This is a genomic window from Enterobacter cloacae complex sp. SYL003 (assembly GCF_049236925.1).
GTDB classification, from domain to species: domain Bacteria; phylum Pseudomonadota; class Gammaproteobacteria; order Enterobacterales; family Enterobacteriaceae; genus Enterobacter; species Enterobacter intestinihominis.
In genome coordinates, this window is the sequence record NZ_JBMKJK010000001.1 from 177069 (window position 1) to 201388 (window position 24320).

Annotated in this window: 22 protein-coding genes; 20 read left to right on the forward strand and 2 right to left on the reverse strand. The window is 56.2% G+C overall.

Annotated features, from left to right (window positions below; all coding sequences use genetic code 11):
- Positions 1-58 precede the first annotated feature (58 nt).
- From araG to otsA, 4 genes are all read left to right on the forward strand, one after another.
- Positions 59-1573 carry an L-arabinose ABC transporter ATP-binding protein AraG gene (gene araG / locus ACOT1A_RS00835; protein ID WP_276169824.1) on the forward strand — a complete coding sequence of 505 codons (1515 nt, stop codon included), beginning with the start codon at positions 59-61 and terminating at the stop codon, positions 1571-1573.
- Positions 1574-1587: 14 nt separating this feature from the next.
- The gene (araH, locus tag ACOT1A_RS00840; protein WP_023300464.1) at positions 1588-2568 is read left to right on the forward strand and encodes an L-arabinose ABC transporter permease AraH; all 981 of its coding nucleotides are present in this window, start codon (positions 1588-1590) and stop codon (positions 2566-2568) included.
- Positions 2569-2721: 153 nt separating this feature from the next.
- Complete coding sequence (gene otsB / locus ACOT1A_RS00845) at positions 2722-3525, forward strand: trehalose-phosphatase (protein ID WP_022648515.1); 804 nt, start codon at positions 2722-2724, stop codon at positions 3523-3525.
- Positions 3500-4924, forward strand: a complete 1425-nt coding sequence (otsA, locus tag ACOT1A_RS00850; RefSeq protein WP_276169823.1) for an alpha,alpha-trehalose-phosphate synthase — start codon at positions 3500-3502, stop codon at positions 4922-4924. The genes otsB and otsA overlap by 26 nt, the downstream gene beginning before the upstream one ends.
- A 15-nt stretch (positions 4925-4939) precedes the next feature.
- Here the strand turns inward: otsA and uspC are convergent, their stop codons facing one another.
- Positions 4940-5368: a universal stress protein UspC gene (gene uspC, locus ACOT1A_RS00855; RefSeq protein ID WP_276169903.1), complete on the reverse strand. Its 429-nt coding sequence runs from the start codon at positions 5366-5368 to the stop codon at positions 4940-4942.
- Positions 5369-6164: 796 nt separating this feature from the next.
- Between uspC and flhD the strand changes: the two genes are divergently transcribed.
- From flhD to cheW, 6 genes are all read left to right on the forward strand, one after another.
- Positions 6165-6515, forward strand: a complete 351-nt coding sequence (flhD, locus tag ACOT1A_RS00860; protein WP_003859693.1) for a flagellar transcriptional regulator FlhD — start codon at positions 6165-6167, stop codon at positions 6513-6515.
- A gap of 2 nt (positions 6516-6517) precedes the next feature.
- Positions 6518-7096: a flagellar transcriptional regulator FlhC gene (gene flhC, locus ACOT1A_RS00865; RefSeq protein ID WP_022648512.1), complete on the forward strand. Its 579-nt coding sequence runs from the start codon at positions 6518-6520 to the stop codon at positions 7094-7096.
- Positions 7097-7219: 123 nt separating this feature from the next.
- Positions 7220-8107, forward strand: coding sequence for a flagellar motor stator protein MotA (gene motA, locus ACOT1A_RS00870; protein ID WP_003859696.1), 888 nt, complete (start codon positions 7220-7222; stop codon positions 8105-8107).
- Positions 8104-9033, forward strand: a complete 930-nt coding sequence (gene motB / locus ACOT1A_RS00875; protein ID WP_022648511.1) for a flagellar motor protein MotB — start codon at positions 8104-8106, stop codon at positions 9031-9033. Before motA ends, motB begins: the two co-directional genes overlap by 4 nt.
- 4 nt (positions 9034-9037) lie before the next feature.
- Positions 9038-11047, forward strand: a complete 2010-nt coding sequence (gene cheA / locus ACOT1A_RS00880; protein WP_023300462.1) for a chemotaxis protein CheA — start codon at positions 9038-9040, stop codon at positions 11045-11047.
- 19 nt (positions 11048-11066) lie between these two features.
- The gene (gene cheW / locus ACOT1A_RS00885; RefSeq protein ID WP_003859699.1) at positions 11067-11570 is read left to right on the forward strand and encodes a chemotaxis protein CheW; all 504 of its coding nucleotides are present in this window, start codon (positions 11067-11069) and stop codon (positions 11568-11570) included.
- A gap of 96 nt (positions 11571-11666) precedes the next feature.
- Here cheW and ACOT1A_RS00890 read toward each other — a convergent pair whose 3' ends face one another.
- Positions 11667-12926 carry a dicarboxylate/amino acid:cation symporter gene (locus tag ACOT1A_RS00890; RefSeq protein ID WP_032624032.1) on the reverse strand — a complete coding sequence of 420 codons (1260 nt, stop codon included), beginning with the start codon at positions 12924-12926 and terminating at the stop codon, positions 11667-11669.
- A 427-nt stretch (positions 12927-13353) separates the two neighbouring features.
- Between ACOT1A_RS00890 and ACOT1A_RS00895 the strand changes: the two genes are divergently transcribed.
- The 10 genes from ACOT1A_RS00895 (at position 13354) to cheY (ending at position 24315) form a co-directional block, all read left to right on the forward strand.
- Positions 13354-13926: a spore coat protein U domain-containing protein gene (locus tag ACOT1A_RS00895; RefSeq protein ID WP_022648508.1), complete on the forward strand. Its 573-nt coding sequence runs from the start codon at positions 13354-13356 to the stop codon at positions 13924-13926.
- 7 nt (positions 13927-13933) lie between these two features.
- A complete protein-coding gene (locus tag ACOT1A_RS00900) occupies positions 13934-14479 on the forward strand; it encodes a Csu type fimbrial protein (RefSeq protein WP_022648507.1) in 546 nt (181 codons plus the stop codon).
- Positions 14480-14495: 16 nt separating this feature from the next.
- Positions 14496-15257 carry a fimbrial biogenesis chaperone gene (locus ACOT1A_RS00905; RefSeq protein WP_023300459.1) on the forward strand — a complete coding sequence of 254 codons (762 nt, stop codon included), beginning with the start codon at positions 14496-14498 and terminating at the stop codon, positions 15255-15257.
- Positions 15233-17617, forward strand: coding sequence for a fimbria/pilus outer membrane usher protein (locus ACOT1A_RS00910; RefSeq protein ID WP_023300458.1), 2385 nt, complete (start codon positions 15233-15235; stop codon positions 17615-17617). Before ACOT1A_RS00905 ends, ACOT1A_RS00910 begins: the two co-directional genes overlap by 25 nt.
- Positions 17614-18576, forward strand: coding sequence for a Csu type fimbrial protein (locus ACOT1A_RS00915; RefSeq protein WP_023300457.1), 963 nt, complete (start codon positions 17614-17616; stop codon positions 18574-18576). The genes ACOT1A_RS00910 and ACOT1A_RS00915 overlap by 4 nt, the downstream gene beginning before the upstream one ends.
- A gap of 86 nt (positions 18577-18662) precedes the next feature.
- Positions 18663-20330 carry a methyl-accepting chemotaxis protein II gene (tar, locus tag ACOT1A_RS00920; protein WP_022648503.1) on the forward strand — a complete coding sequence of 556 codons (1668 nt, stop codon included), beginning with the start codon at positions 18663-18665 and terminating at the stop codon, positions 20328-20330.
- A 44-nt stretch (positions 20331-20374) separates the two neighbouring features.
- Positions 20375-21976, forward strand: a complete 1602-nt coding sequence (gene tap / locus ACOT1A_RS00925; RefSeq protein WP_276169822.1) for a methyl-accepting chemotaxis protein IV — start codon at positions 20375-20377, stop codon at positions 21974-21976.
- A 19-nt stretch (positions 21977-21995) separates the two neighbouring features.
- Positions 21996-22862, forward strand: coding sequence for a protein-glutamate O-methyltransferase CheR (cheR, locus tag ACOT1A_RS00930; protein ID WP_017384409.1), 867 nt, complete (start codon positions 21996-21998; stop codon positions 22860-22862).
- Entirely contained in the window at positions 22859-23908 is a 1050-nt protein-coding gene (locus ACOT1A_RS00935) for a protein-glutamate methylesterase/protein-glutamine glutaminase (RefSeq protein ID WP_014884341.1), read from the forward strand. Before cheR ends, ACOT1A_RS00935 begins: the two co-directional genes overlap by 4 nt.
- Positions 23909-23925: 17 nt before the next feature.
- Entirely contained in the window at positions 23926-24315 is a 390-nt protein-coding gene (cheY, locus tag ACOT1A_RS00940) for a chemotaxis response regulator CheY (protein ID WP_000763862.1), read from the forward strand.
- Positions 24316-24320: the final 5 nt, after the last annotated feature.

Consider the following 24320-nt stretch of genomic DNA (forward strand, 5'->3'; position numbering starts at 1 on the left):
CGCCCCTCACACGCCGTGAGGGGCCTGACGTACACACTACAGGAATCACGGAGTCGTTATGCAACAGTCTGATCCGTATCTCTCTTTCCGCGGCATCGGTAAAACATTCCCCGGCGTAAACGCGCTGACCGATATCAGCTTCGACTGCTATGCCGGTCAGGTTCATGCCCTGATGGGGGAGAACGGCGCGGGAAAATCCACGCTGCTAAAAATTCTCAGCGGCAACTACACGCCCACCACCGGCACGCTGGCCATTCGCGGCGAAGAGGTGGCCTTTGCCGATACCACGGCAGCGTTAAACGGGGGCGTCGCCATCATCTATCAGGAGCTGCATCTCATTCCTGAAATGACCGTGGCGGAGAACATCTACCTGGGCCAGCTTCCGCATAAAAGCGGCGTGGTCAACCGCTCGCTGCTCAACTATGAAGCGGGCTTGCAGCTCAGGCACCTTGGGCTGGATGTCGATCCGCAAACGCCCCTTAAGTATCTCTCCATCGGCCAGTGGCAGATGGTGGAAATTGCCAAAGCGCTGGCGCGTAACGCCAAGATCATCGCTTTTGACGAGCCAACCAGCTCGCTCTCGGCGCGTGAAATTGAAAACCTCTTTCGCGTAATCCGCGAGCTGCGCAAAGAGGGCCGCATCATTCTGTACGTCTCCCACCGTATGGAAGAGATTTTTGCCTTAAGCGATGCCATCACCGTGTTTAAGGATGGCCGCTACGTGCGCACCTTCACCGATATGCAGCAGGTCAATCATGACCAGCTGGTGCAGGCGATGGTTGGGCGCGATCTCGGGGATATTTACCACTGGAAGCCGCGCGAGTACGGCCCTGAGCGTCTGCGTCTGGATAGCGTTAAAGCCCCAGGCGTGCGCACACCTATTTCACTCTCGGTGCGCAGCGGCGAAATCGTCGGGCTGTTTGGCCTTGTCGGGGCAGGGCGCAGCGAGCTGATGAAAGGGCTGTTTGGCGGTACGCGCATTACCCAGGGCCAGGTCTTCGTCGACGGGAAAAAGGTCGATATACAGAAGCCTGCGCAGGCGATTAACGCGGGCATCATGCTCTGTCCGGAGGATCGAAAGGCCGAAGGCATTATTCCAGTGCACTCGGTGCGCGACAACATCAACATCTCTGCCCGGCGCAAGTTCATCCGCGCGGGATGTCTGATTAACGACGGCTGGGAGGCGCGCAACGCTGATCACCATATCCGTTCGCTGAACATCAAAACTCCCGGGGCTGAACAGCTGATCATGAATTTGTCCGGCGGCAACCAGCAAAAAGCCATTCTGGGGCGCTGGCTGTCGGAAGACATGAAGGTCATTTTATTGGATGAACCAACGCGCGGTATCGACGTGGGGGCGAAACACGAAATCTATAACGTCATCTATGAGCTGGCAAAACGCGGCGTGGCGGTGCTGTTCGCCTCCAGCGATCTGCCCGAGGTGCTGGGCGTCGCCGACCGCATTGTAGTGATGCGTGAAGGCGAAATTGCCGGTGAATTGCTGCATGAACAGGCGAATGAACAACAGGCGTTGAGTCTCGCCATGCCTAAAGTTAGCCAGGCTGTCGCCTGAGTAAGGAGTCAATGATGTCCTCTGTTACTACATCCGGAGCGCCGAAGTCGGCTTTCAGTTTTGGCCGCATCTGGGACCAGTACGGCATGCTGGTGGTTTTTGCCGCCCTGTTCGTTGCGTGCGCGATTTTTGTGCCAAACTTCGCGACCTTCATCAACATGAAGGGGCTGGGGCTGGCCATCTCCATGTCCGGCATGGTGGCCTGCGGAATGCTATTCTGCCTGGCCTCCGGCGATTTTGACCTGTCGGTCGCCTCGGTGATTGCCTGTGCCGGGGTCACCACTGCCGTGGTGATCAATATGACCGAAAGCCTGTGGATCGGCGTGCTGGCGGGGCTGATGCTCGGCGTGCTGAGCGGTCTGGTGAACGGCTTTGTGATTGCGCGCCTGAAGATTAACGCCCTGATCACGACGCTTGCGACCATGCAAATCGTGCGCGGTCTGGCCTATATCATCTCCGACGGTAAGGCGGTGGGGATTGAAGACGAGCGCTTCTTTACGCTGGGCTATGCCAACTGGCTGGGCTTGCCTGCGCCTATCTGGCTGACGGTAGCCTGTCTGATCCTGTTTGGTTTCCTGCTTAACCGCACCACCTTTGGTCGTAATACCCTGGCGATTGGCGGGAACGAGGAAGCGGCGCGTCTGGCGGGTGTCCCGGTCGTACGGACCAAGATCATTATCTTCGTGCTTTCCGGGCTGGTGTCGGCAGCGGCGGGGATTATTCTGGCGTCGCGTATGACCAGCGGCCAGCCAATGACCTCTATCGGTTATGAGCTGATTGTCATTTCAGCCTGCGTATTGGGGGGCGTATCCCTCAAGGGCGGCATCGGAAAAATCTCATATGTGGTGGCGGGGATCCTGATTCTGGGGACCGTGGAGAACGCCATGAACCTGCTTAATATTTCTCCGTTCTCTCAGTACGTCGTACGCGGCCTGATCCTGCTGGCAGCAGTGATCTTCGACCGTTACAAGCAAAAAGCGAAGCGTACCATCTGATTTATTTTTAGCCACTTATCTGCTCAACTATTAACCATAGTTGACTCCCTGACCGGCCCGCCAGTTATGCTGACGGGCCGGTTGCTAAATGGCGAGCGCCGTCACACTGTCTATACTTACATGGCTGTTTTGTTCACTGTAAGGAGGATTAGGGTGGCTGACTTGTTAACCGCACCGCCTGTACTGCCCGGAAAATTTGCTTTCTTTTTTGACCTCGACGGGACGCTCGCCGGAATTGAACCGCATCCTGACGACGTCGTTGTACCGGATCTGGTGTTAGAGAATTTGCAGCAGCTCTCCCGACAGAACGAGGGGGCACTGGCATTGATTTCAGGGCGCTCAATGGCCGAGCTGGATGTGCTCGCCAGTCCTTATCACTTTCCGCTGGCCGGTGTGCACGGAGCGGAGCGCCGCGATATCCATGATCAACTGCATATAGTTTCACTCCCCGATACGCTGGTTCAGGCGCTGCATGCGCAACTCTCTTCTGCTCTGGAACTGCTTCCCGGTACGGAACTGGAAGCCAAAGGCATGGCCTTTGCGCTGCACTACCGTCAGGCGCCTCACCATGAGGCGGCGATCTTTTCGGTAGCAAGAAGCGTGGCGGAAGCCCATCCGGAGCTGGCGTTACAGCCGGGTAAATGTGTGGTCGAGATTAAACCAGCAGGAATTAATAAAGGCGCTGCCATTGCAGCGTTTATGGCGGAAGCGCCGTTTAAAGGGCGTACGCCAGTATTTTTTGGGGATGACCTGACCGACGAGGCCGGGTTCAGCGTGGTAAACCAGGCCAGTGGCATGTCTGTCAAGGTAGGGCCGGGTGAAACCGTTGCCGGATGGCGGCTGGAAAATGTCGCCAGCGTCTGGCAGTGGATATCTGATGTCGCTAACCAGCAACAACAACAAATAGCGCAAAACAACGGGAGAAATCATTATGGGTCGCTTAGTCGTCGTCTCTAATCGCATCGCACCGCCGGATGATAAAAAAGCCAGTGCTGGTGGCCTGGCGGTCGGGGTATTAGGTGCCCTCAAAGCCGCGGGTGGTCTCTGGTTTGGCTGGAGCGGGGAAATCAGTAATGATGAGAAACCGCTTAAAAAGGTGTCACGGGGCAATATCACGTGGGCTTCCTTCGCACTCAGTGAGAAGGACTATGATGAATATTATTCCGAGTTCTCAAACGCCGTGCTGTGGCCAGCGTTTCACTATCGTCTGGACCTGGTGAAATTCCAGCGTGAATCCTATGAAGGCTATATGCGCGTTAATGCGCTGCTGGCAGATAAACTGCTGCCGCTGATCGAAGAAGACGATATTTTATGGATCCACGATTACCATCTGCTGCCTTTCGCCAGAGAGCTGCGAAAACGTGGTGTGAATAACCGAATCGGTTTTTTCCTGCACATCCCTTTCCCGACGCCGGAGATTTTCACGGCACTGCCGCAGCATGAAGAGATCCTTGAGGCGCTGTCCGATTACGACCTGCTCGGTTTCCAGACGGAAAACGACAGGCTGGCCTTCCTCGACAGCGTGTCCGGTAAAACCCGACTGGTCACTCACGGCGGCAAATCTCACACCGCGTGGGGACGTAATTTCCATACCGAGGTCTACCCGATTGGTATTGAGCCAGACGAAATTGCCGAGCAGGCCTCCGGTCCATTGCCTCCGAAGCTTGCCCAGCTTAAGGATGAACTCAAGCACGTTAAGAATATCTTTTCGGTTGAACGACTTGATTATTCCAAAGGGTTGCCGGAGCGATTCCTCGCGTATGAAACCCTGCTGGAAAAATTCCCGCAGCATCACGGCAAGATTCGTTATACCCAGATAGCGCCGACCTCACGCGGTGAGGTTCAGGCCTATCAGGATATCCGTCACCAGCTTGAGACCGAAGCAGGGCGCATCAACGGGCGCTACGGGCAGCTTGGCTGGACACCACTTTTCTATTTGAATCAGCACTTTGAGCGCAAAATTCTGATGAAAGTGTTCCGCTATGCGGACGTCGGGCTGGTCACGCCCCTGCGCGACGGGATGAATCTGGTGGCAAAAGAGTATGTTGCAGCACAAGATCCTGCTGACCCGGGTGTGCTGGTGCTGTCTCAATTTGCCGGTGCGGCAAACGAGTTAACCTCAGCGCTGATTGTAAACCCTTACGATCGCGATGACGTGGCAAATGCCCTGAACCGTGCGTTAACTATGCCGCTTGCGGAACGTATTTCACGCCATTCGGAAATGATGGAGACCATCATAAAGAATGATATTAACCGCTGGCAGGCGCGTTTTATTGACGATTTGCGCGCGATCCAGCCGCAAAGTCAGGAAGGTGATCTGCAAAAAAAAATCGCGACCTTCCCTAAACTCGCCTGATTTTCTCCGGGGGCATTAATTGCCCCCAAGAGGCACCAGCAGGACATCAACCTGGCTTGACGAAACGATAGATTTTGCCGAGCATGCCGCACGAGTAAAAAAACTCTGGTTATGATTTCCGCAAATAACCAGGTCAATATTCTCTTTCTGACAGATGTCGAGTATATGCGCGCTTAATTCACCGGTCGCGATAACGGTCTGATGAATCGGATAGTCTGCCCTCTCCACCAACTCTTGCAGGAATTGGTGCGTTTCCTCCTGCAATACCTCACGTATATCTTCCAGCATCGGCGCAGCCAGCTGATTATACATTTCGGGTTCCGCGGCCAGCGTGATCAGGCTGATGCGGGCATTGGCGGGGCGGGCGATGGATACGGCTCGGGCGACAAGCTGGTGGCTTTCGGGAGAAACAGCAACTGAAACAAGCAGATGGGAGTAACTCATCACGCACTCCTTTGATGTCAGAATGACAAGTTTTCCCAGCTTTACCGCGAAAATGTCATTACTGCAAGAGGTGAATGCGTCATTAGTGTGAAGCTTATCATAATTATTCATTAATTATTCTTATAAGAAGAATAACTGAAAAGATGGCCTAAATGAAAAAAATTAACAGCTTAACGTAAATTACACATTTTCCCTTCCGGGTGGTTAACTCGCCTTAACTCATCATCAACCCGGCGTAGATCGTTACGCAACGAAACTGATTTTTGTGTTGCCAGCGTTAACCTCCTGTTTTTACTTTATTAATTAATGGTAGTTTCAAAGTGAAGTTTTCCCCATAGCAGATCAATGCGGATTTGCCCTGTCTTTACATTTCCCAGACCCAATTCCCCCGTCCGGATGCATGAGTATTCGTTCCTGAAGAATATAAACAAGCTTGGGTTGGATAAAAAACACCCAAATTACAAGTCACGCTGATGGATTTATGGGTTACATTCGCGTAAATTATGTGACGCAGATCACATTTTTTTTAAATTCCAGGGGGGGCTGCATTGTATGTGTCAAAACTGACGAGTAGAGTTTGCGTCGAATTAGGAAAAATCTTAGTTATTTGTAAGAAAAGATAAAATGTGTAACCGACATTTTGGCCATGTTAACCGGTCACGCGCTTTACGACGTACAAACCTAAATTCAACTATGCATTTGGCCTTTTCTTTTTATACCGGGTGATTTCCCGGCGACATCACGGGGTGCGGTCTTTCCGCATAAAAATAATAGTTGGTTATTCGGGATGGGAAAAATGCATACATCCGAGTTGCTAAAACATATTTACGACATCAATTTGTCGTATTTATTGCTCGCGCAGCGTTTGATTAGTCAGGACAAACCGTCAGCGATGTTTCGTCTGGGTGTTAACGAAGAGATGGCAACCATGCTGGGGGGATTAACACTTCCGCAGATGGTCAAGCTGGCTGAAACCAATCAGCTTGTCTGCCAGTTCCGTTTCGATAACCCGCAGACCATTACGCGTCTGACTCAGGAATCCCGCGTGGACGATCTGCAACAGATCCACACCGGTATTCTTCTCTCCACCCGCCTGCTCAACGAAATCAGCCAGCCTGACGACGTAGCCCGGAAGAAAAGGGCTTAACAATGAGCGAAAAAAGCATTGTTCAGGAAGCCCGTGATATCCAGCTGGCAATGGAACTCATCACGCTGGGTGCGCGTTTACAAATGCTGGAAAGCGAGACGCAACTGAGCCGTGGTCGTTTGATCAAGCTGTACAAAGAATTGCGTGGTAGCCCACCGCCAAAAGGCATGCTGCCGTTTTCGACTGACTGGTTCATGACCTGGGAGCAGAACATCCATGCTTCCATGTTCTGTAACGCCTGGCAGTACCTGCTTAAAACGGGCTTATGCAGCGGCGTGGATGCCGTGATTAAAGCCTACAAACTTTACCTTGAGCAATGCCCGCAGCAGGAACAGGGACCCCTGCTGGCGCTGACCCGCGCCTGGACGCTGGTGCGTTTTGTTGAAAGCGGAATGCTTGAATTGTCGCGCTGCAACTGCTGTGACGGCAATTTTATTACCCACGCGCACCAGCCTGCGGGCAGCTTCGCCTGTAGTTTATGCCAGCCTCCATCCCGAGCCGTAAAAAGACGTAAACTTTCCCGGGATGCTGCCGATATTATTCCACAACTGCTGGATGAACAGATCGAACACGCTGTTTAACCCGAACCTGTGGGCAAGATTCCAGCAGCGGTAAGCGATTACCGCTGCTTTTTTTTACCCTGCGTTCAGGTCACGCGCTCGAAATGAACGTCCTGCCATAGTCACTAGCGGAAGGATGATGTCGTGCTTATCTTATTAGGTTACCTGGTAGTTCTCGGTACAGTTTTCGGCGGTTACATGATGACCGGCGGGCACCTTGGAGCACTCTATCAACCGGCTGAACTTGTCATCATCGGCGGTGCAGGGGTAGGGGCTTTTATCGTTGGTAACAACGGTAAATCGATCAAGGGCACGCTGAAGGCGATTCCGCTGCTGTTTCGTCGCTCGAAATACACCAAAAGCATGTATATGGATCTTCTGGCGCTGCTCTATCGCCTGATGGCGAAGTCACGTCAGCAAGGAATGTTCTCGCTGGAGCGGGACATTGAAAACCCGAAAGAGAGCGAAATTTTCGCCAGCTACCCGCGTATTCTGGCTGACGCGATGATGCTCGATTTTATCGTCGATTACCTGCGACTGATCATCAGCGGCAACATGAACACCTTCGAAATTGAAGCCCTGATGGACGAAGAGATCGAAACCCACGAGAGCGAATCCGAAGTGCCGGCCAACAGCCTGGCGCTGGTGGGCGACTCGCTTCCGGCGTTCGGTATCGTGGCGGCGGTCATGGGCGTCGTTCATGCCCTGGCCTCGGCGGATCGCCCGGCGGCTGAACTGGGCGCCCTGATTGCCCACGCAATGGTGGGGACGTTCCTCGGTATTTTACTGGCATACGGCTTTATCTCCCCGCTGGCGAGCGTGCTGCGCCAGAAGAGCGCTGAAACCACCAAAATGATGCAGTGCGTGAAAATTACGCTGCTCTCAAACCTCAACGGTTATGCGCCACCGATCGCCGTCGAATTTGGCCGTAAGACGCTCTACTCCAGCGAACGTCCGTCGTTTATCGAACTGGAAGAGCACGTGCGCGCGGTGAAAAACCCCAACCAACAGACGACAACTGAGGACGCATGAAAAACCAGTCCCATCCGATCGTCATCGTAAAAAAACGCAAGCATAAGGGGCACGGGCACGGTTCTCACGGCTCATGGAAGATCGCGTACGCCGATTTTATGACCGCCATGATGGCCTTCTTTCTGGTGATGTGGCTGATCTCCATCTCCAGCCCGAAAGAGCTTATTCAGATTGCGGAATATTTCAGAACGCCGCTGGCGACGGCGGTCACCGGCGGGCCGCGCATTTCGAACAGCGACAGCCCGATCCCCGGCGGCGGTGACGATTACACCCAGCAGCAGGGCGAAGTGAAAAAACAGCCTAACATCGACGAGCTGAAAAAACGGATGGAGCAGGCGCGCCTGAAAAAACTGCGCGGTGACCTGGATCAGCTGATTGAGGCGGACCCTAAATTGCGCGCGCTGCGTCCGCATCTGAAAATTGACCTGGTGCAGGAAGGGCTGCGTATTCAGATCATCGACAGCCAGAACCGACCGATGTTCAAAACCGGCAGTGCCGACGTGGAGCCCTACATGCGCGATATTCTGCGTGCGATTGCACCGGTGCTGAACGGCATTCCGAACCGCGTTAGCCTCTCCGGTCACACGGATGATTTCCCGTACGCCACGGGAGAGAAGGGATACAGCAACTGGGAGCTTTCTGCCGATCGCGCCAACGCCTCGCGTCGCGAGCTGGTGGCGGGTGGGCTTGATGATGGCAAGGTCCTGCGCGTCGTCGGCATGGCTGCAACCATGCGCCTGACCGACCGCGGACCGGATGACGCCATCAACCGTCGTATCAGTCTTTTAGTGCTGAACCAGCAGGCGGAGCAGGCCATCCTGCATGAAAACGCCGAAAGTCAGAATGAGTCACTGGACGATTTAAAACAGCCTGGGGCCGTCCCTTCGGCTGCCGTTCCAACATCGCCACCAGCCAATCCGAGGTGATAGCGTGAGCATGGATATTACCGATTTTTACCAGACATTTTTTGATGAAGCCGACGAATTGTTGGCCGATATGGAGCAACATTTGCTGGATCTGGTGCCCGAGGCACCGGACTCAGAACAGCTCAACGCCATCTTCCGTGCGGCGCATTCCATTAAAGGCGGAGCCGGAACGTTTGGATTTACCATTTTGCAGGAAACGACCCATTTAATGGAAAACCTGCTGGATGAAGCACGACGCGGTGAGATGCAGCTCAATACCGACATTATCAACCTGTTTTTGGAAACGAAAGATATTATGCAGGAACAGCTCGACGCCTATAAAAGTTCGGCAGAGCCTGATGCCGCCAGCTTTGAATACATCTGCAACGCGCTGCGTCAGTTAGCGCTGGAAGCCAAAGGTGAGGCGTCTGCGCCCGTTGTCCCTGCGGCAAAACTGAGCGTTGTTGACGCCGCGGCCAAACCAGACAGTGCGCCTGATGCGCCCGCAGGAAAATTGCGCGTAGTGCTGTCACGGCTGAAAGAGAACGAGGTCAACCTGCTGGAAGAGGAGCTGGGTAACCTGGCGACGCTCAGCAACGTGGTGAAGGGTAAAGACAGCCTGGCCGCGACGCTCGACGGCGGGATCGGTCAGGATGACATTGTGGCGGTGCTGTGCTTCGTGATTGAAGCGGATCAAATTGCGTTTGAAACCGAGGCGGCGGCCGTTGAAGTGCCCGCGCCGGCAGAAATTGCCCCTGCGGTAGTTGCCGCTGCCCCTGCACTGAAAGCCGTGCCCAAAGAGACGGCCGCCCCGGCCCGCGGTGAAAAACCGGCGGCGCGTTCCAGCGAGTCCACAAGCATTCGCGTGGCGGTGGAGAAAGTGGATCAGCTGATCAACCTGGTGGGTGAACTGGTGATCACCCAGTCGATGCTGGCCCAGCGCTCCAACGAGCTGGACCCGGTGACCCACGGCGATCTCATCACCAGCATGGGCCAGTTACAACGTAACGCCCGCGATTTGCAGGAATCGGTGATGTCCATCCGTATGATGCCGATGGAATATGTCTTCAGCCGCTTCCCGCGCCTGGTGCGCGACCTGGCCAGCAAGCTCAACAAACAGATCGAACTCACGCTGATGGGCAGCTCCACCGAGCTGGATAAGAGCCTGATTGAACGCATTATCGACCCGTTAACGCACCTGGTGCGTAACAGCCTCGACCACGGCATTGAGCTGCCGGAAAACCGCGTGGCAGCCGGAAAATCGCCAGTGGGCAACCTGGTCCTGTCAGCAGAACATCAGGGCGGCAACATCTGCATCGAAGTGACCGATGACGGCGCGGGCCTGAACCGCGAGCGCATTCTGGCGAAGGCGATTTCGCAGGGCATGGCGGTCAACGAAAACATGACTGACGAAGAAGTGGGCATGTTGATTTTTGCCCCGGGCTTCTCAACCGCAGAGCAGGTCACCGACGTTTCCGGCCGCGGCGTGGGCATGGACGTGGTGAAACGTAACATTCAGGAGATGGGCGGTCACGTTGAGATCCAGTCTAAGCAGGGCGCGGGCACCACGATCCGTATCCTGCTGCCGCTGACGCTGGCCATTCTTGACGGCATGTCCGTTAAAGTGGCGGATGAAGTCTTTATTCTGCCGCTGAACGCGGTGATGGAATCCCTCCAGCCGCGCGAAGAAGATCTGCATCCGCTGGCGGGCGGCGAGCGCGTGCTCGAAGTGCGCGGCGAGTACCTGCCGCTGGTGGAACTGTGGAAAGTGTTCGAAGTGGACGGGGCAAAAACCGAGGCCACGCAGGGTATCGTTGTGATCCTGCAAAGCGCCGGACGCCGCTACGCGCTGCTGGTCGATCAGCTGATTGGTCAGCATCAGGTGGTGGTTAAGAACCTGGAAAGTAACTACCGCAAAGTGCCGGGGATCTCTGCTGCCACCATACTGGGTGATGGTAGCGTCGCGCTGATCGTCGATGTATCGGCACTTCAGGGATTAAATCGTGAACAACGTGTGGCGAACACAGCCGCCTGATTAAGTAAAAGGTAATAACATGACCGGTATGAGTAACGTAACGAAACTGGCGGGCGAGCCATCTGGGCAGGAATTCCTGGTTTTCACTTTAGGTGATGAAGAGTACGGTATCGACATCCTGAAAGTGCAGGAAATTCGCGGGTACGATCAGGTAACGCGCATCGCGAACACGCCAGCGTTTATCAAGGGTGTGACCAACCTGCGCGGTGTGATTGTGCCTATCGTGGATCTGCGCGTGAAGTTCAGCCAGGGTGATGTGGAGTACAACGATAACACGGTGGTGATTGTTCTGAATCTGGGGCAGCGCGTGGTGGGGATTGTGGTGGACGGCGTGTCAGATGTGCTGTCGCTGACCGCCGATCAAATCCGTCCTGCGCCGGAGTTTGCGGTCACGCTGTCGACGGAATACCTGACGGGGCTGGGTGCGCTCGGCGAGCGTATGCTGATTCTGGTGAATATTGAGAAGCTGCTGAACAGCGAAGAGATGGCGCTGCTGGATATTGCGGCGAATCACGTGGCATAAAATAATGCCGGGTGGCGGCTTCGCCTTACCCGGCCTACAAATGGCTCGAACACGTAGGCCGGGTACGCGCCAGCGCCACCCGGCTCTTTTGTATCTTTACGCCTCCTGCTCCACCAGCTCTGCCTCCGCTTCCCGCGCCCCTTCATTCTGCGACAGCATCGCCGTCGCAATCCCGTTCCCCAGCACGTTAATGGCCGATCTCCCCATATCCAGGAAATGGTCAATCCCCATCAGCAGCAGGATCCCGGCTACCGGAATGTTAAAGCTCGGAATGGTTGCCGCCAGCACCACCAGTGACGAGCGCGGTACGCCCGCAATGCCCTTCGAGGCCAGCATCAGCGTTAACATCAGCACCGTCACCTCGGTAAAACTCAGGTGAATGTTGTACGCCTGGGCAATAAACATTGAGGCGAACGAGCAGTACACCATGGAGCCGACCAGGTTAAACGAGTAGCCGATCGGCAGGACGAAAGAGGCGATATTCCGTGAACAACCAAAGCGCGCTAACTGCTCCAGCGTTTTTGGGTATGCCGCTTCAGAGCTGCTGGTGGTAAACGCCACCAGCACCGGATCTTTCAGCATCGCCACCAGACGGAAAATCTCTTTCTTCAGTACCATGTAACCCACGGCCAGCAATACAAGACAGGTCAGGAGGATCGCCACATAATAACCGCCAATAAACGAGGCATAGTTCAGCAAAATGCCCAGCCCCTGGGTGGCAATGACGGACGAAATCGCCGCGAAAATGGCCAGCGGCGCAACGTACATCACGTAGCCCGTCACCTTCAGCATAATGTGGGATACCACATCCAGCGCCGCGACCAGCGGGGCGTTGAATTTTTGGCCCAGTGACGCGCCGCCAATGCCGAAGAACATCGAGAAGACCACAATTTGCAGGATCTCATTGTTGGCCATCGCGCCGGCAATGCTGGTTGGAATGGTGTGTGACAGGAAGGCTTTCAGCGACATCCCGCTCACGGCCAGGCCGGTATCAACCGTCTCTGTCGGAATGCTCAGGTTCAGACCGCTGCCGGGTTGTTCAAGGGTAACAATAAACAGCCCCACCAGAATGGAAAGTACGGATGAGCTGATAAACCACACCATCGCTTTACCCCCGACGCGCCCAATCGTCGACGTTTCACCCAGCCTCATAATGCCCACCGTCAGGGTGCTGAACACCAGCGGGGCTATCACCATCTTGATCAGCCGCAGGAAAATATCGGTCAGCAGCGTGATGTTCTCCGACCAGGCCTGTATCGCGTCGGACGAAGCATACTCATGGATCGCCGCACCGGAAAGAATGCCCGCCAGCATGAAAATCACGATGAAGAGCGTGAGTTTGTTTGCACTTGCCACAAAAAGATCCTCTATGCGCTAAAAGAGTTTCCTGCGTCAATGCATACAAAATTTTTATTTAAGCGCAGGAAAATATTCGGGGCATAAATTGAAGTAAAGCTGCGTGAGTTACAACTTGTTTTTAATTTTTATGAAATTTGTTGTTTTTATCATGACGATATATTGTGACTCAGATCACACTGCAGGCGATATATCCTCAAGTTAAGCAAGAATAATGCCCATTTTTTTTTGCTAACCCTTTGTAATGTTTGTTAATAACCTGTTAATTCGCGCGGGGTTGCCCTCTTTTTGATGAAAGTGGTTGAAGTGCTAACCATAAACTAAATTCTCTGTAACCGCGCCGGGGAATGTTTAAGCGGGGCTAACATACTGAACAGTATGAATAAAATATGGCAAGCGAACCTATATTTCTTCTGGAGGGTGGTAAATGAAAAGAAAACTTCTTTTTATCTGCGCGGGCACGCTGCTGACGGCGGCAACGGTCGGTCAGGCTCTCGCGGTCACCAGTAGCGGCACTATCGGCGCGACGTTGACGCTGACCAACGGCTGCTTGATCAACGGCTCGCCAACGCAAAACGGCATTAACTTCGGGACGCTCGATTTCGGCACTCATCCTGCAACATTCTCCACCCTGACAACCCAGTTAACCGGTGCCAGCGGAGGAAACACCTTTACCATTCAATGTACCACTGCCAGTTACACGGTGGCGATCACCGGCAACACCAACGCTACCGCACCCGGAACCGTTGTCGGCACCCCAGGTACGCCGGGCCGCTATCTGGTCAACACCGCCAATGCGGCGCAGGGCGTTGCCTACAGCCTGTTCAGCGATAGCGGTTACAACAACGTGGTTGCGAACAATGCCGCGTTGCCGGTCGCCTCTACTGCGGGTGGGGTGGATAGCTACACCCTCTACGCACGCATTACGGGCGGCGGCAATAGCGTAACGGTCGTACCGGGAACCTATACCGACACGATTAACGTCAGCGTCACCTACTGATTCAGCCATGAAAGCATTGTTATGTCTGCGCGACAGCGCAGAGGGCGTCGTGCACCCTTTTTTAACCCTGTTGGTCGGGCTGATGTTGATCCCAGACGCCGGGGCGGTGACGTCTCAGTCATTCAGGGTGAGCGCGACGGTTGTGCCTGGATGCTCGGTGAGCACCGGCACCGGCGGGCGTTTCGGTACGCTGAATTTCGGGACCCGCAGCGGCGTGGAGAGCGCACCGGTCAGCACCAGCTTTGTTGCCGACGGCGCGTTGTCCATCGCCTGCACACCGGGTGTGGCGCTAAGTATGAGCATTAATGGCGGTCAGAATTATAGCTCTGTGCGGCGGATGACGCGTTCAGGCGGGACAGAGGTGGTCGGTTACCGGCTCTACAGCAGCAGCTCTCTGGCCGCAAACAGTGAAATTGGGGTTAACCAGGCAATACCGATTACCTATACCAACAGCAATAACATCGCGCTGCCTCTTTTTGGCGTCGCGCTTTTGACCGGGTTTAGCCCGTCAGGAACGTATTCAGATCAACTCACCGTGACCTTGTCATGGTAGGAAAGGGAGAGCATTGATGAAGCCATTTTTCAGGCGGTCAGGCCTGTTGAGTCTGTTGGGGATAACGGCCCTTACAGCGGTTAAGGCGCAAGCAGCCGCAACCATTCTTCTTTGGCCTATCGATCCGTGGCTTTCGGCAGACGCCAGAGCAACTGAATTGTGGATCCAGAATCAGGGCAACAGCGCCACGACAATGCAGATACGCATTGTGCGCTGGAAACAGGAGGGCGGATATGAGCGTTACACCGCCCAGCAGGATGTGGTCGCCAGCCCGCCGATCGTGACTATCGCTAAGGGCAGTAAACAGCTTATTCGCCTGATTAAGCAGGGGACGATCCCGTCCGGCGTCGAGCAAGCCTACCGCATCATTGTGGATGAGATTCCCCAGCCGGATGCCAAAGCGGAACCGTCTATGGGCCTCAAACTGCAAATGCGCTATTCCATTCCCTTATTTGTTTATGGACAGGGGATCCCCACCCTCAACGAAGGAGAGCATCACGCGCTGGCGAACACTCAGCAGCTCAACTGGCGGGTCATTCAGGAGGAGGGGAAACCCGCGCTTGAGGTCCGCAATCAGGGGAACGTTCACGTCAGGCTCAGCCAGGTTGCGGTTGAGCAGGGCGGGCAAAAACGCACGGTTGCCGAGGGGCTGCTGGGTTATGTGCTGCCAGGCAGCACCCGAAGCTGGCCGCTTCCGGCAGGGATTTATCAGCCGAATCGGATGAGCGCGCAAATTAATGCCAGGGATACGCAATGGCAATCGACGCCCGTCAACTGAAACCGGCGATGATGATCCTGCTTTGCGTCAGTACCAGCGCATTTGCCGAAACCGGCGACGACAGTTTACCGCCGCCGCCGGACGCGCGGACGATGAACGGCGAAGCTGTATTCCAACTCGCCCTGGTGCTGAACCACTATGACACGGGTCTGGTGGTGCCGGTGACGCAGCGCGAGGGCGCCTGGTTTATTTCAGGAGCGGATTTGCTTCGCGCCGGACTGCCGCAGGAGCATGTGCCTGCCGGAGAGGTGAACCTTTCAACGCTCTCATCGGTACGCGTAGAGTATGACAGCAGCGCCCAGCGGCTCATGCTGACGGTCCCCCGGGACTGGGTTGCGGCGCGGATCACGTCGTTTAGCGGTCAGAGCGCGCAAAGCAAGCCGCATTATGGCCGGGGCGCGCTGCTCAACTACGACGTTTATACCAACCATACCGAACACACGGGCGGCCAGGCGTCGGTGTGGCATGAGTTCCGCTATTTCAACGAAGACTATTCGTTTTCTTCGACAGGGTACGCCCGACAGAATTTCGCCGGAAGCAGCGGGCAGCAGGAAGGATACGTGCGCTATGACTCAACCCTGCTGATCACCAACGAGGAGGATGCCACCACCTGGACCGTTGGGGACGTCATCAGCGATGCGCTGAGCTGGAGCACCAGCGTGCGGATGGGCGGGATCAGCTATGGGCGCGACTTCTCCCTGCGTCCGGATCTGGTGACCTGGCCGCTGCCGGCGTTTTCCGGTGAGGCGGCCGTCCCGACCTCGGTCGATCTCTTTATTAATGGCTACCGTTCCGGCTCCACCCGCCTTCAGCCGGGGCCGTTTACCCTCACTAATCTGCCGTACATCAACGGCGCAGGGGATGCGGTACTGGTCACCACCGACGCGCTGGGACGTCAGGTGAGCACCACGCTGCCGTTTTATGTCAGCAGCGATCTGCTGAAGCAGGGGTTAAGCGACGGCGCCGTAACGCTGGGCAGCCTGCGGCGCAACTACGGTATAGAGAATTTTGACTATGGCCCGGCGGCGGGCAGCGGATCGTATCGCTACGGGGTGACCGACTGGCTGACGCTGGAGGGGCATGCGGAAGGGGCGGAGTCGCTGGCGCTCGGCGGCGCGGGCACGGTGCTGAAGCTCGGGCGTTTTGGCGTGGTGAACACGTCTTATACCCAAAGCCGGATGCGCGGCGACGAAGGGGGCCAGATGAACTGGGGCTATCAGTACAGCACCAGCGAGTTTAGCGTAGCGACCCAGCATACCCGACGCGACCGCGGCTTCGGCAACCTCGCCCTGTACGATCAGCCCACCGTTTATGATGAATATGATAACCCCGTTGCCAGCCTGAGCCGCAATACCGACCAGTACTCCTTAACCTTTAACCTCGGTGATTACGGCAATATCGGTGCGGCGTGGATCGGCGTGGAGAGTTTTGACAGCCGGAAAACCGAGCTGCTCAACCTCTCCTGGAGCCGAAATCTGTGGCGCTCAAGCAGTATTTACCTGGCGGCCAGCCGTGACCAGCAGCGGGACGACTGGACGGTTGCGCTGTCGTTGCAGGTCCCTCTGGGCGAACGTGACAGCGCCGCCGTTACCTTTGAAAACACGCCTGACGCAGGCAGCACTCAACGCATTAACTACAACCACTCGATGCCGTCTGACGGCGGCTTTAGCTGGAACATGGCCTGGGCCAACCAGTCGCGGTCGAGTAACTATCAACAGGCCACGCTCGGCTGGCGGAATAACAATGTTGAGCTTCAGGGCGGCGGCTACGGTGAGAAGGGGATGATGACCTGGTGGGGCGAGGCGATGGGCTCTGTCGTCCTGATGGACGGTGAGCTGTTTGCGGCGAATAAAATCAACGATGCGTTTGTGGTGATCAGCACCGACGGACATCCGGACGTACCCGTCAGCTACGAGAACCAGCCGGTTGGTAAAACCAATAACAAAGGTTATCTGCTGGTCAGCGGCGTTTCCGCCTATTACCCGGCGAGCTACCGCATTGATACCCTGAACTTACCTGCGGATACCCGGCTGAAAGAGACCGAGCGTCGGGTGGCGATTCGTCGGCATAACGGTTATCTGGTGGATTTCCCGATGGAGCAGGAGCGGGTTGCCAGCGTGATCCTGCATGACGCGCAGGGCAATGCGATCCCGGTGGGAAGCCAGGTCAAACGCGCGTCCCGCAGTAGCGCGGTTGTTGGCTACGACGGCCTCGCCTGGCTGGAAAACCTCAACGATGTGAATCCTCTGGAGGTCATCACCCCGGACGGTAAACGCTGTATCGCAACGTTGAACGTGGGCGCAAATCCCGAGCATAAGCTGCAAACCTACGGTCCGCTGACCTGCCGGGAGGCGCCGTGAAACGCCTGTTGATAGCCATACTGCTGCTGTTCTCGGGCAGCGGCTGGGCGGCCTGCACCGTCAGTACGGTGAACGCCTCGTTTGGCAGCGTCACCTCATTCGCCCTGAGCAGTACGGGGGAGGTGCAAACCACCGGCACGCTGGTGGTGTCCTGCGATACGGTCCTCAACCTGCTAACCAACGACTCGGTGACGCTGACCTACACCTCGGCGTCGATAGCCGCCAACAGCCGCGCCACCATGAAACGTACCGATAATGCGGCCATCGCGGACGTTATCCCCACGCGCCTGTGCGGTGCCACTGGCTGCGGCGGAAACAGTGAAGTACAAATCAGCAAAACCTATACCTGGAATGGCAACACCCTGCTCGGGCTGCTGGGGTCAAGGCGCTACAACATTCCGCTTTATTTCCGTACTGTGCCGGGGCAGAACGTCACGGCCGGGCCGTACCAGGTGTTGTTAACGTTCAGCATCAACTACAACGTGTGCGCCGTTGGCGCGGGCGGGCTATGCCTGACCCCGCAAACCGGCACGGCAACTACCTCCATTCTCCTCAACATGACCGTCACCAACGATTGCAGCACGATGACCACGCCGGACGTGAATTTTAACAGCGCGCCGCTGGTGCAAAATTTTCCCACCGTTTCGCAGTCGATCGCCGTCACCTGCACTAAGGGCAGCACCTACACCATAGGCATTAATAATGGAGCAAACGCCCTGAACAACGTTCGTCGTATGGTTAGCGGCAGCAATTTTATGAGTTACGACATCTATAAAGAGGCGACCAGCAACCGCTGGGGCGGCAGTGGCAGCGAGCGCTGGGCCAGCGCCAGCTCATCCCAGGTCAGTACCGACGGGCTTTTACGCACCTATAACTACAGCGCTAAGGTCCTGACCAGCCAGGCCACGCCGCCTGCCGGAACCTACACCGACACGCTGATCGTTGACGTCGCGTTCTGACTCCCCGCGCTTTTCCCTTTCGCAAATGTAAAGTTCCCGTGGCCCCTGCCGATAACACCGTTAATCAATCGATGAGAAGGTGTTGTATGTTGAACCGTATCCGCGTTGTCACAATGCTTATGATGGTGCTGGTCATTTTCGCACTTCTTCAGCTTATTTCTGGCGGCCTCTTTTTCTCCTCGTTAAAACAGAACCAGGACAGCTTCGCGGCCTCGAACGATTTGCGGATGCAGCAAAGCGAACTGACCACGACCTGGGATCTGATGTTGCAGACGCGTATCAATCTGAGCCGCTCGTCTGCCCGCATGATGATGGATCCGAACAACCAGCAGAGCAGCGCAAAAACGGAACTGCTGAAGAATGCGCGCGCCACGCTGGCAGACGCGGCGAAACATTACGAGGCCTTCAAAAAAATCGCCCCTCAGCCCGCAATGGCGCAGGCGAGCGCGAACATAGATGAAAAATATCAGGCCTACTTCGCCGGCCTCACGGAGCTGGTGCAGTTCCTGGAGAAGGGCAATATGGATGCCTATTTCGCGCAGCCGACCCAGGGCATGCAGAACGCACTCGGCGCGGCGCTCGGCGAGTACGCCAAAGCCAGCGGCGAGCTTTATCACTCCGCCTTTACGCAAAGCCAGAACGACTACCGTTTCGCGAAATGGCAGATGGCGGTGCTCGCCCTCGCGCTGGTCATCGTGCTGGTGGCCGTGTGGTACGGCATTCGTCATATCCTTCTTAATCCGCTTGGCCGCGTCATTGCCCATATCCGCGATATTGGCCGGGGCGATCTCACGAAAACGCTGACCGTTTCTGGTCGCAACGAGATCACCGAGCTGGCGACCAGCGTCGACCATATGCAGCGTTCGCTGATTGATACCGTCGCCAACGTGCGCGAGGGGGCGGATGCCATCTATACCGGCACGAGTGAAATCGCGATGGGCAACAACGATCTCTCGTCCCGTACCGAACAGCAGGCGTCCGCTCTGGAAGAGACGGCGGCAAGCATGGAGCAGCTCACCGCGACCGTGAAGCAGAATGCCGACAACGCCCGTCAGGCGTCGCAGCTTGCAGAAAGCGCGTCCGACACCGCCCAGCGCGGCGGTCGGGTGGTCGACGGCGTGGTGAAAACCATGCATGACATTGCCGACAGCTCGAAGAAAATCGCCGATATCATCAGCGTTATCGACGGCATCGCCTTCCAGACCAACATTCTCGCGCTGAACGCGGCCGTTGAAGCGGCGCGTGCGGGCGAGCAGGGACGTGGGTTTGCCGTGGTCGCTGGCGAAGTACGTAACCTCGCCAGCCGCAGCGCCAATGCGGCGAAAGAGATCAAAGCCCTGATTGAAGACTCTGTTTCACGCGTGGATACCGGCTCGGTGCTGGTGGAAAGTGCGGGTGAAACCATGAATGACATCGTGAATGCCGTGACGCGCGTGACGGACATCATGGGTGAAATCGCCTCTGCATCGGATGAGCAGAGTCGTGGTATTGACCAGGTCGCTCTGGCGGTATCGGAAATGGATCGTGTGACGCAGCAAAACGCCGCCCTGGTGCAGGAGTCCGCTGCCGCGGCCGCTGCGCTTGAGGATCAGGCGAGCCGCCTGAAAATGGCCGTCTCGGCGTTCCGTCTTACTTCAAAAACAACAAATACGGTCAGCTCGCGGTCGGCGTACAGCGAAGCAACCCCGGCGCCCGTGACAACACCTACGCGCGCAGCGGTGACCGGACAAGATGAAAACTGGGAAACATTTTGACTGACAATTAAACCGCGGCTGCTTGCCGCTTGATGGGAGCGTGGATGTTAAATCGTATTCGTATCTCGACCACACTGTTTTTGATTCTGATCCTGTGTGGGGTTTTGCAGGTTGGCAGTAACGGGTTGTCTTTCTGGGCGTTTCGCGATGGCTATCAGAATTTGCAGGAAGTTGAGACGAGTAATCAGCAGCGCTCCGCACTGGCACAAACGCGTGCCGTGCTGTTGCAGGCAAGCACTGCGCTGAACAAAGCAGGGACGTTAACCGCGCTGAGCTATCCGCCGGATGATATTAAGGCGCTGATGGTCGTGGCCCGCAGCAGCCTGAAGCAGGCCGACGCGCAGTTTAAGACGTTTACGGCGCAGGAGGCGGTGAGTGAGAAAGAGAAAACGCTGAAGGTCGCCATGAAAAAGACCTTTGATGTGTGGTACGGCGATCTCGACCATCAGGCGACGTGGCTGGAGAACAACCAGCTCTCTGACTTCCTGACCGCGCCGGTGCAGGCGTCTCAGGAGGCATTTGACGACAGCTTTAACGCATGGCAGCAGGATATTAACCAGTTTGTGGCGCGTGCCGGTGCGGACAGCCGTACCAGCTACCGCATGTCAGGGGTGATTTTCCTGACCATGGTGATCCTGGCCGCCCTGCTGACCGGCGGCTCGCTGTGGTGGTCGCGCAAAATGATCGTCCAGCCGCTGGCGATCGTCAGCAGCCACTTCGACAGTATGGCGAAGGGCGACCTGGCGCGTCCGGTGGCCGTGTATGGCAGGAATGAAATATCAGCGATTTTCGCCAGCCTGAAGGCGATGCAGAGTTCGCTGCGGGAAACGGTAAGCAACGTTCGTCAGGGCAGTTACGCCATGCATACCGGGATCTCCGAGATTGCGGCAGGCAATAACGACCTCTCATCCCGCACCGAACAGCAGGCGGCATCGCTGGCGCAGACGGCGGCCAGCATGGAGCAACTGACCGCGACGGTAAGCCAGAACGCCGATAACGCGCGTCAGGCGTCCGACTTGTCAAAACAGGCGGCGATGACGGCGAAACGTGGGGGCGACCAGGCTTCTCACGTCGCCAGCACGATGCAGCAGATTGCCGCCAGCTCGCAGAAAATTGGCGACATTATCAGCGTCATCGACGGTATCGCGTTCCAGACCAATATTCTGGCGCTGAACGCGGCCGTTGAAGCGGCGCGTGCCGGAGAGCAGGGGCGCGGGTTCGCGGTGGTTGCCGGTGAAGTCCGAAACCTCGCCAGTCGCAGCGCCAACGCGGCGAAAGAGATCAAAGGGCTGATAGAAGAGTCGGTCTCCCGCGTTCAGCAGGGCTCCGCGCTGGTGGATACCGCCGCGCAGACCATGCACGAGATTGTCACCTCCGTGACGCGGGTTAACGACATTATGGGCGAGATTGCCTCGGCGTCTGATGAACAACGCCGTGGTATTGAGCAGGTGGCGCAGGCCGTTACACAGATGGATCAGGTTACGCAGCAGAACGCCTCACTGGTGGAAGAGGCGGCGGCGGCTACCGATCAGCTGGCAAACCAGGCGGATCACCTTACCGGGTTGGTCGCCGTATTTAATGTGAAAGAGCACGTTGAAGCAGTAACAGAAGTCGGACGGTCACAGGCCGTACCCGTTGTATCCTGAATGTGATTGAGAAGGCGCTATGACATCACCCATGCCCTCAGGGCAAACGTCATTATTGTTGCAGATGACACAGCGCCTCGCGCTGTCCGACGCGCATTTTCGTCGGATATGTCAGTTAATCTACCAGCGTGCGGGGATCGTGCTTGCGGACCATAAGCGAGACATGGTCTACAACCGGCTGGTGCGGCGCTTGCGCACGCTGGGGCTGGATGATTTTGGCCGCTATCTGAGCATGCTCGAAGCGAACCAGAACAGCGCCGAATGGCAGGCATTTATCAACTCATTAACCACCAACCTGACCGCGTTTTTCCGCGAGGCGCATCACTTCCCGGTGCTGGCGGAACACGCCCGTCGCCGTAGCGGAGAGTATCGCGTCTGGAGCGCGGCAGCCTCTACCGGGGAAGAGCCGTACTCGCTGGCCATCACCCTTGCAGACACCCTGGGAATGGCGCCGGGCCGCTGGAAAGTGTACGCCAGCGACATCGACACCGAAGTGCTGGAAAAAGCCCGTAACGGCGTTTATCGCCAGGATGAACTAAAAACGCTGTCTCCTCAGCAGCTACAGCGTTACTTCATGCGCGGTACCGGCCCGCATGAAGGACTGGTGCGCGTACGCCAGGAGCTGGCGAACTGCGTGGAATTTGCTCCCGTTAATTTACTGGATAAGCAGTACAACGTGCCGGGGCCTTTCGACGCCATTTTTTGCCGTAACGTGATGATCTATTTTGATAAAACGACGCAACAGGACATTCTGCGTCGCTTTGTTCCGTTGCTCAAGCCTGACGGTTTACTGTTTGCCGGGCACTCGGAAAACTTCAGCAACCTCGTGCGTGAGTTTAGCCTGCGTGGGCAAACGGTTTATGCGCTGAGTAAGGAAAAAGCATGAGTAAAATCAGGGTATTGTCTGTCGATGATTCTGCGCTGATGCGTCAGATCATGACCGAAATCATCAATAGCCACAGCGATATGGAGATGGTGGCAACAGCGCCCGATCCGCTGGTCGCGCGGGATTTAATCAAAAAATATAACCCCGACGTGCTGACGCTGGATGTCGAAATGCCACGCATGGATGGCATCGATTTCCTGGAAAAATTAATGCGCCTGCGCCCGATGCCGGTGGTGATGGTGTCATCTCTGACAGGTAAAGGTTCAGAAATCACCCTGCGCGCGCTGGAGCTGGGGGCGGTGGATTTTGTCACCAAGCCGCAGCTCGGCATTCGCGAGGGGATGCTGGCGTACAGTGAGATGATCGCCGAGAAAATCCGTACCGCGTCGCGCGCAAAACTGGCGGCCCACAAGCCGATGGCCGCGCCGGCAACCCTGAAGGCCGGACCGTTACTCAGCTCGGAAAAACTGCTGGTCATTGGGGCGTCAACCGGAGGAACAGAGGCAATTCGCCATGTACTCCAGCCATTGCCGCTCTCAAGCCCGGGTATCCTGATTACGCAACATATGCCGCCGGGGTTTACCCGCTCATTCGCGGAGCGCCTGAATAAGCTGTGCCAGATCAGCGTGAAAGAGGCGGAAGACGGCGAGCGCGTGCTGCCAGGTCACGCGTATATCGCCCCGGGTGACAAACATATGGAGCTGGCGCGCAGCGGGGCGAACTATCAAATCAAAATTCATGACGGGCCGCCGGTTAACCGGCACCGTCCGTCGGTGGATGTGCTGTTTCATTCGGTGGCGAAACATGCGGGGCGCAACGCCGTGGGGGTGATCCTGACGGGGATGGGCAACGACGGCGCCGCCGGAATGCTCGCGATGCACCAGGCTGGCGCCTGGACGATTGCGCAGAATGAAGCAAGTTGTGTGGTGTTCGGCATGCCGCGCGAGGCCATCAATATGGGTGGCGTAAGCGAAGTGGTCGATCTTAGCCAGGTAAGCCAGCAGATGCTGGCGAAAATCAGTGCCGGACAGGCAATACGTATTTGACTCAGGAGTATTATTTTATGGCGGATAAAGAGCTTAAGTTTTTGGTTGTGGATGACTTTTCCACCATGCGTCGCATTGTGCGCAACCTGCTAAAAGAGCTAGGCTTCAACAACGTTGAAGAAGCAGAAGACGGGGTGGATGCGCTGAACAAACTCCAGGCTGGCGGGTTTGGTTTTGTGATTTCCGACTGGAACATGCCGAACATGGACGGTCTCGAACTGCTGAAAACCATCCGCGCGGATGCAGGCATGGCCTCTCTGCCGGTGCTGATGGTGACCGCAGAAGCGAAGAAAGAGAACATTATTGCCGCTGCACAGGCGGGCGCAAGCGGCTACGTGGTGAAGCCATTCACCGCGGCGACTCTGGAAGAGAAGCTCGGGAAGATCTTCGAGAAACTCGGCATGTGAGGTGA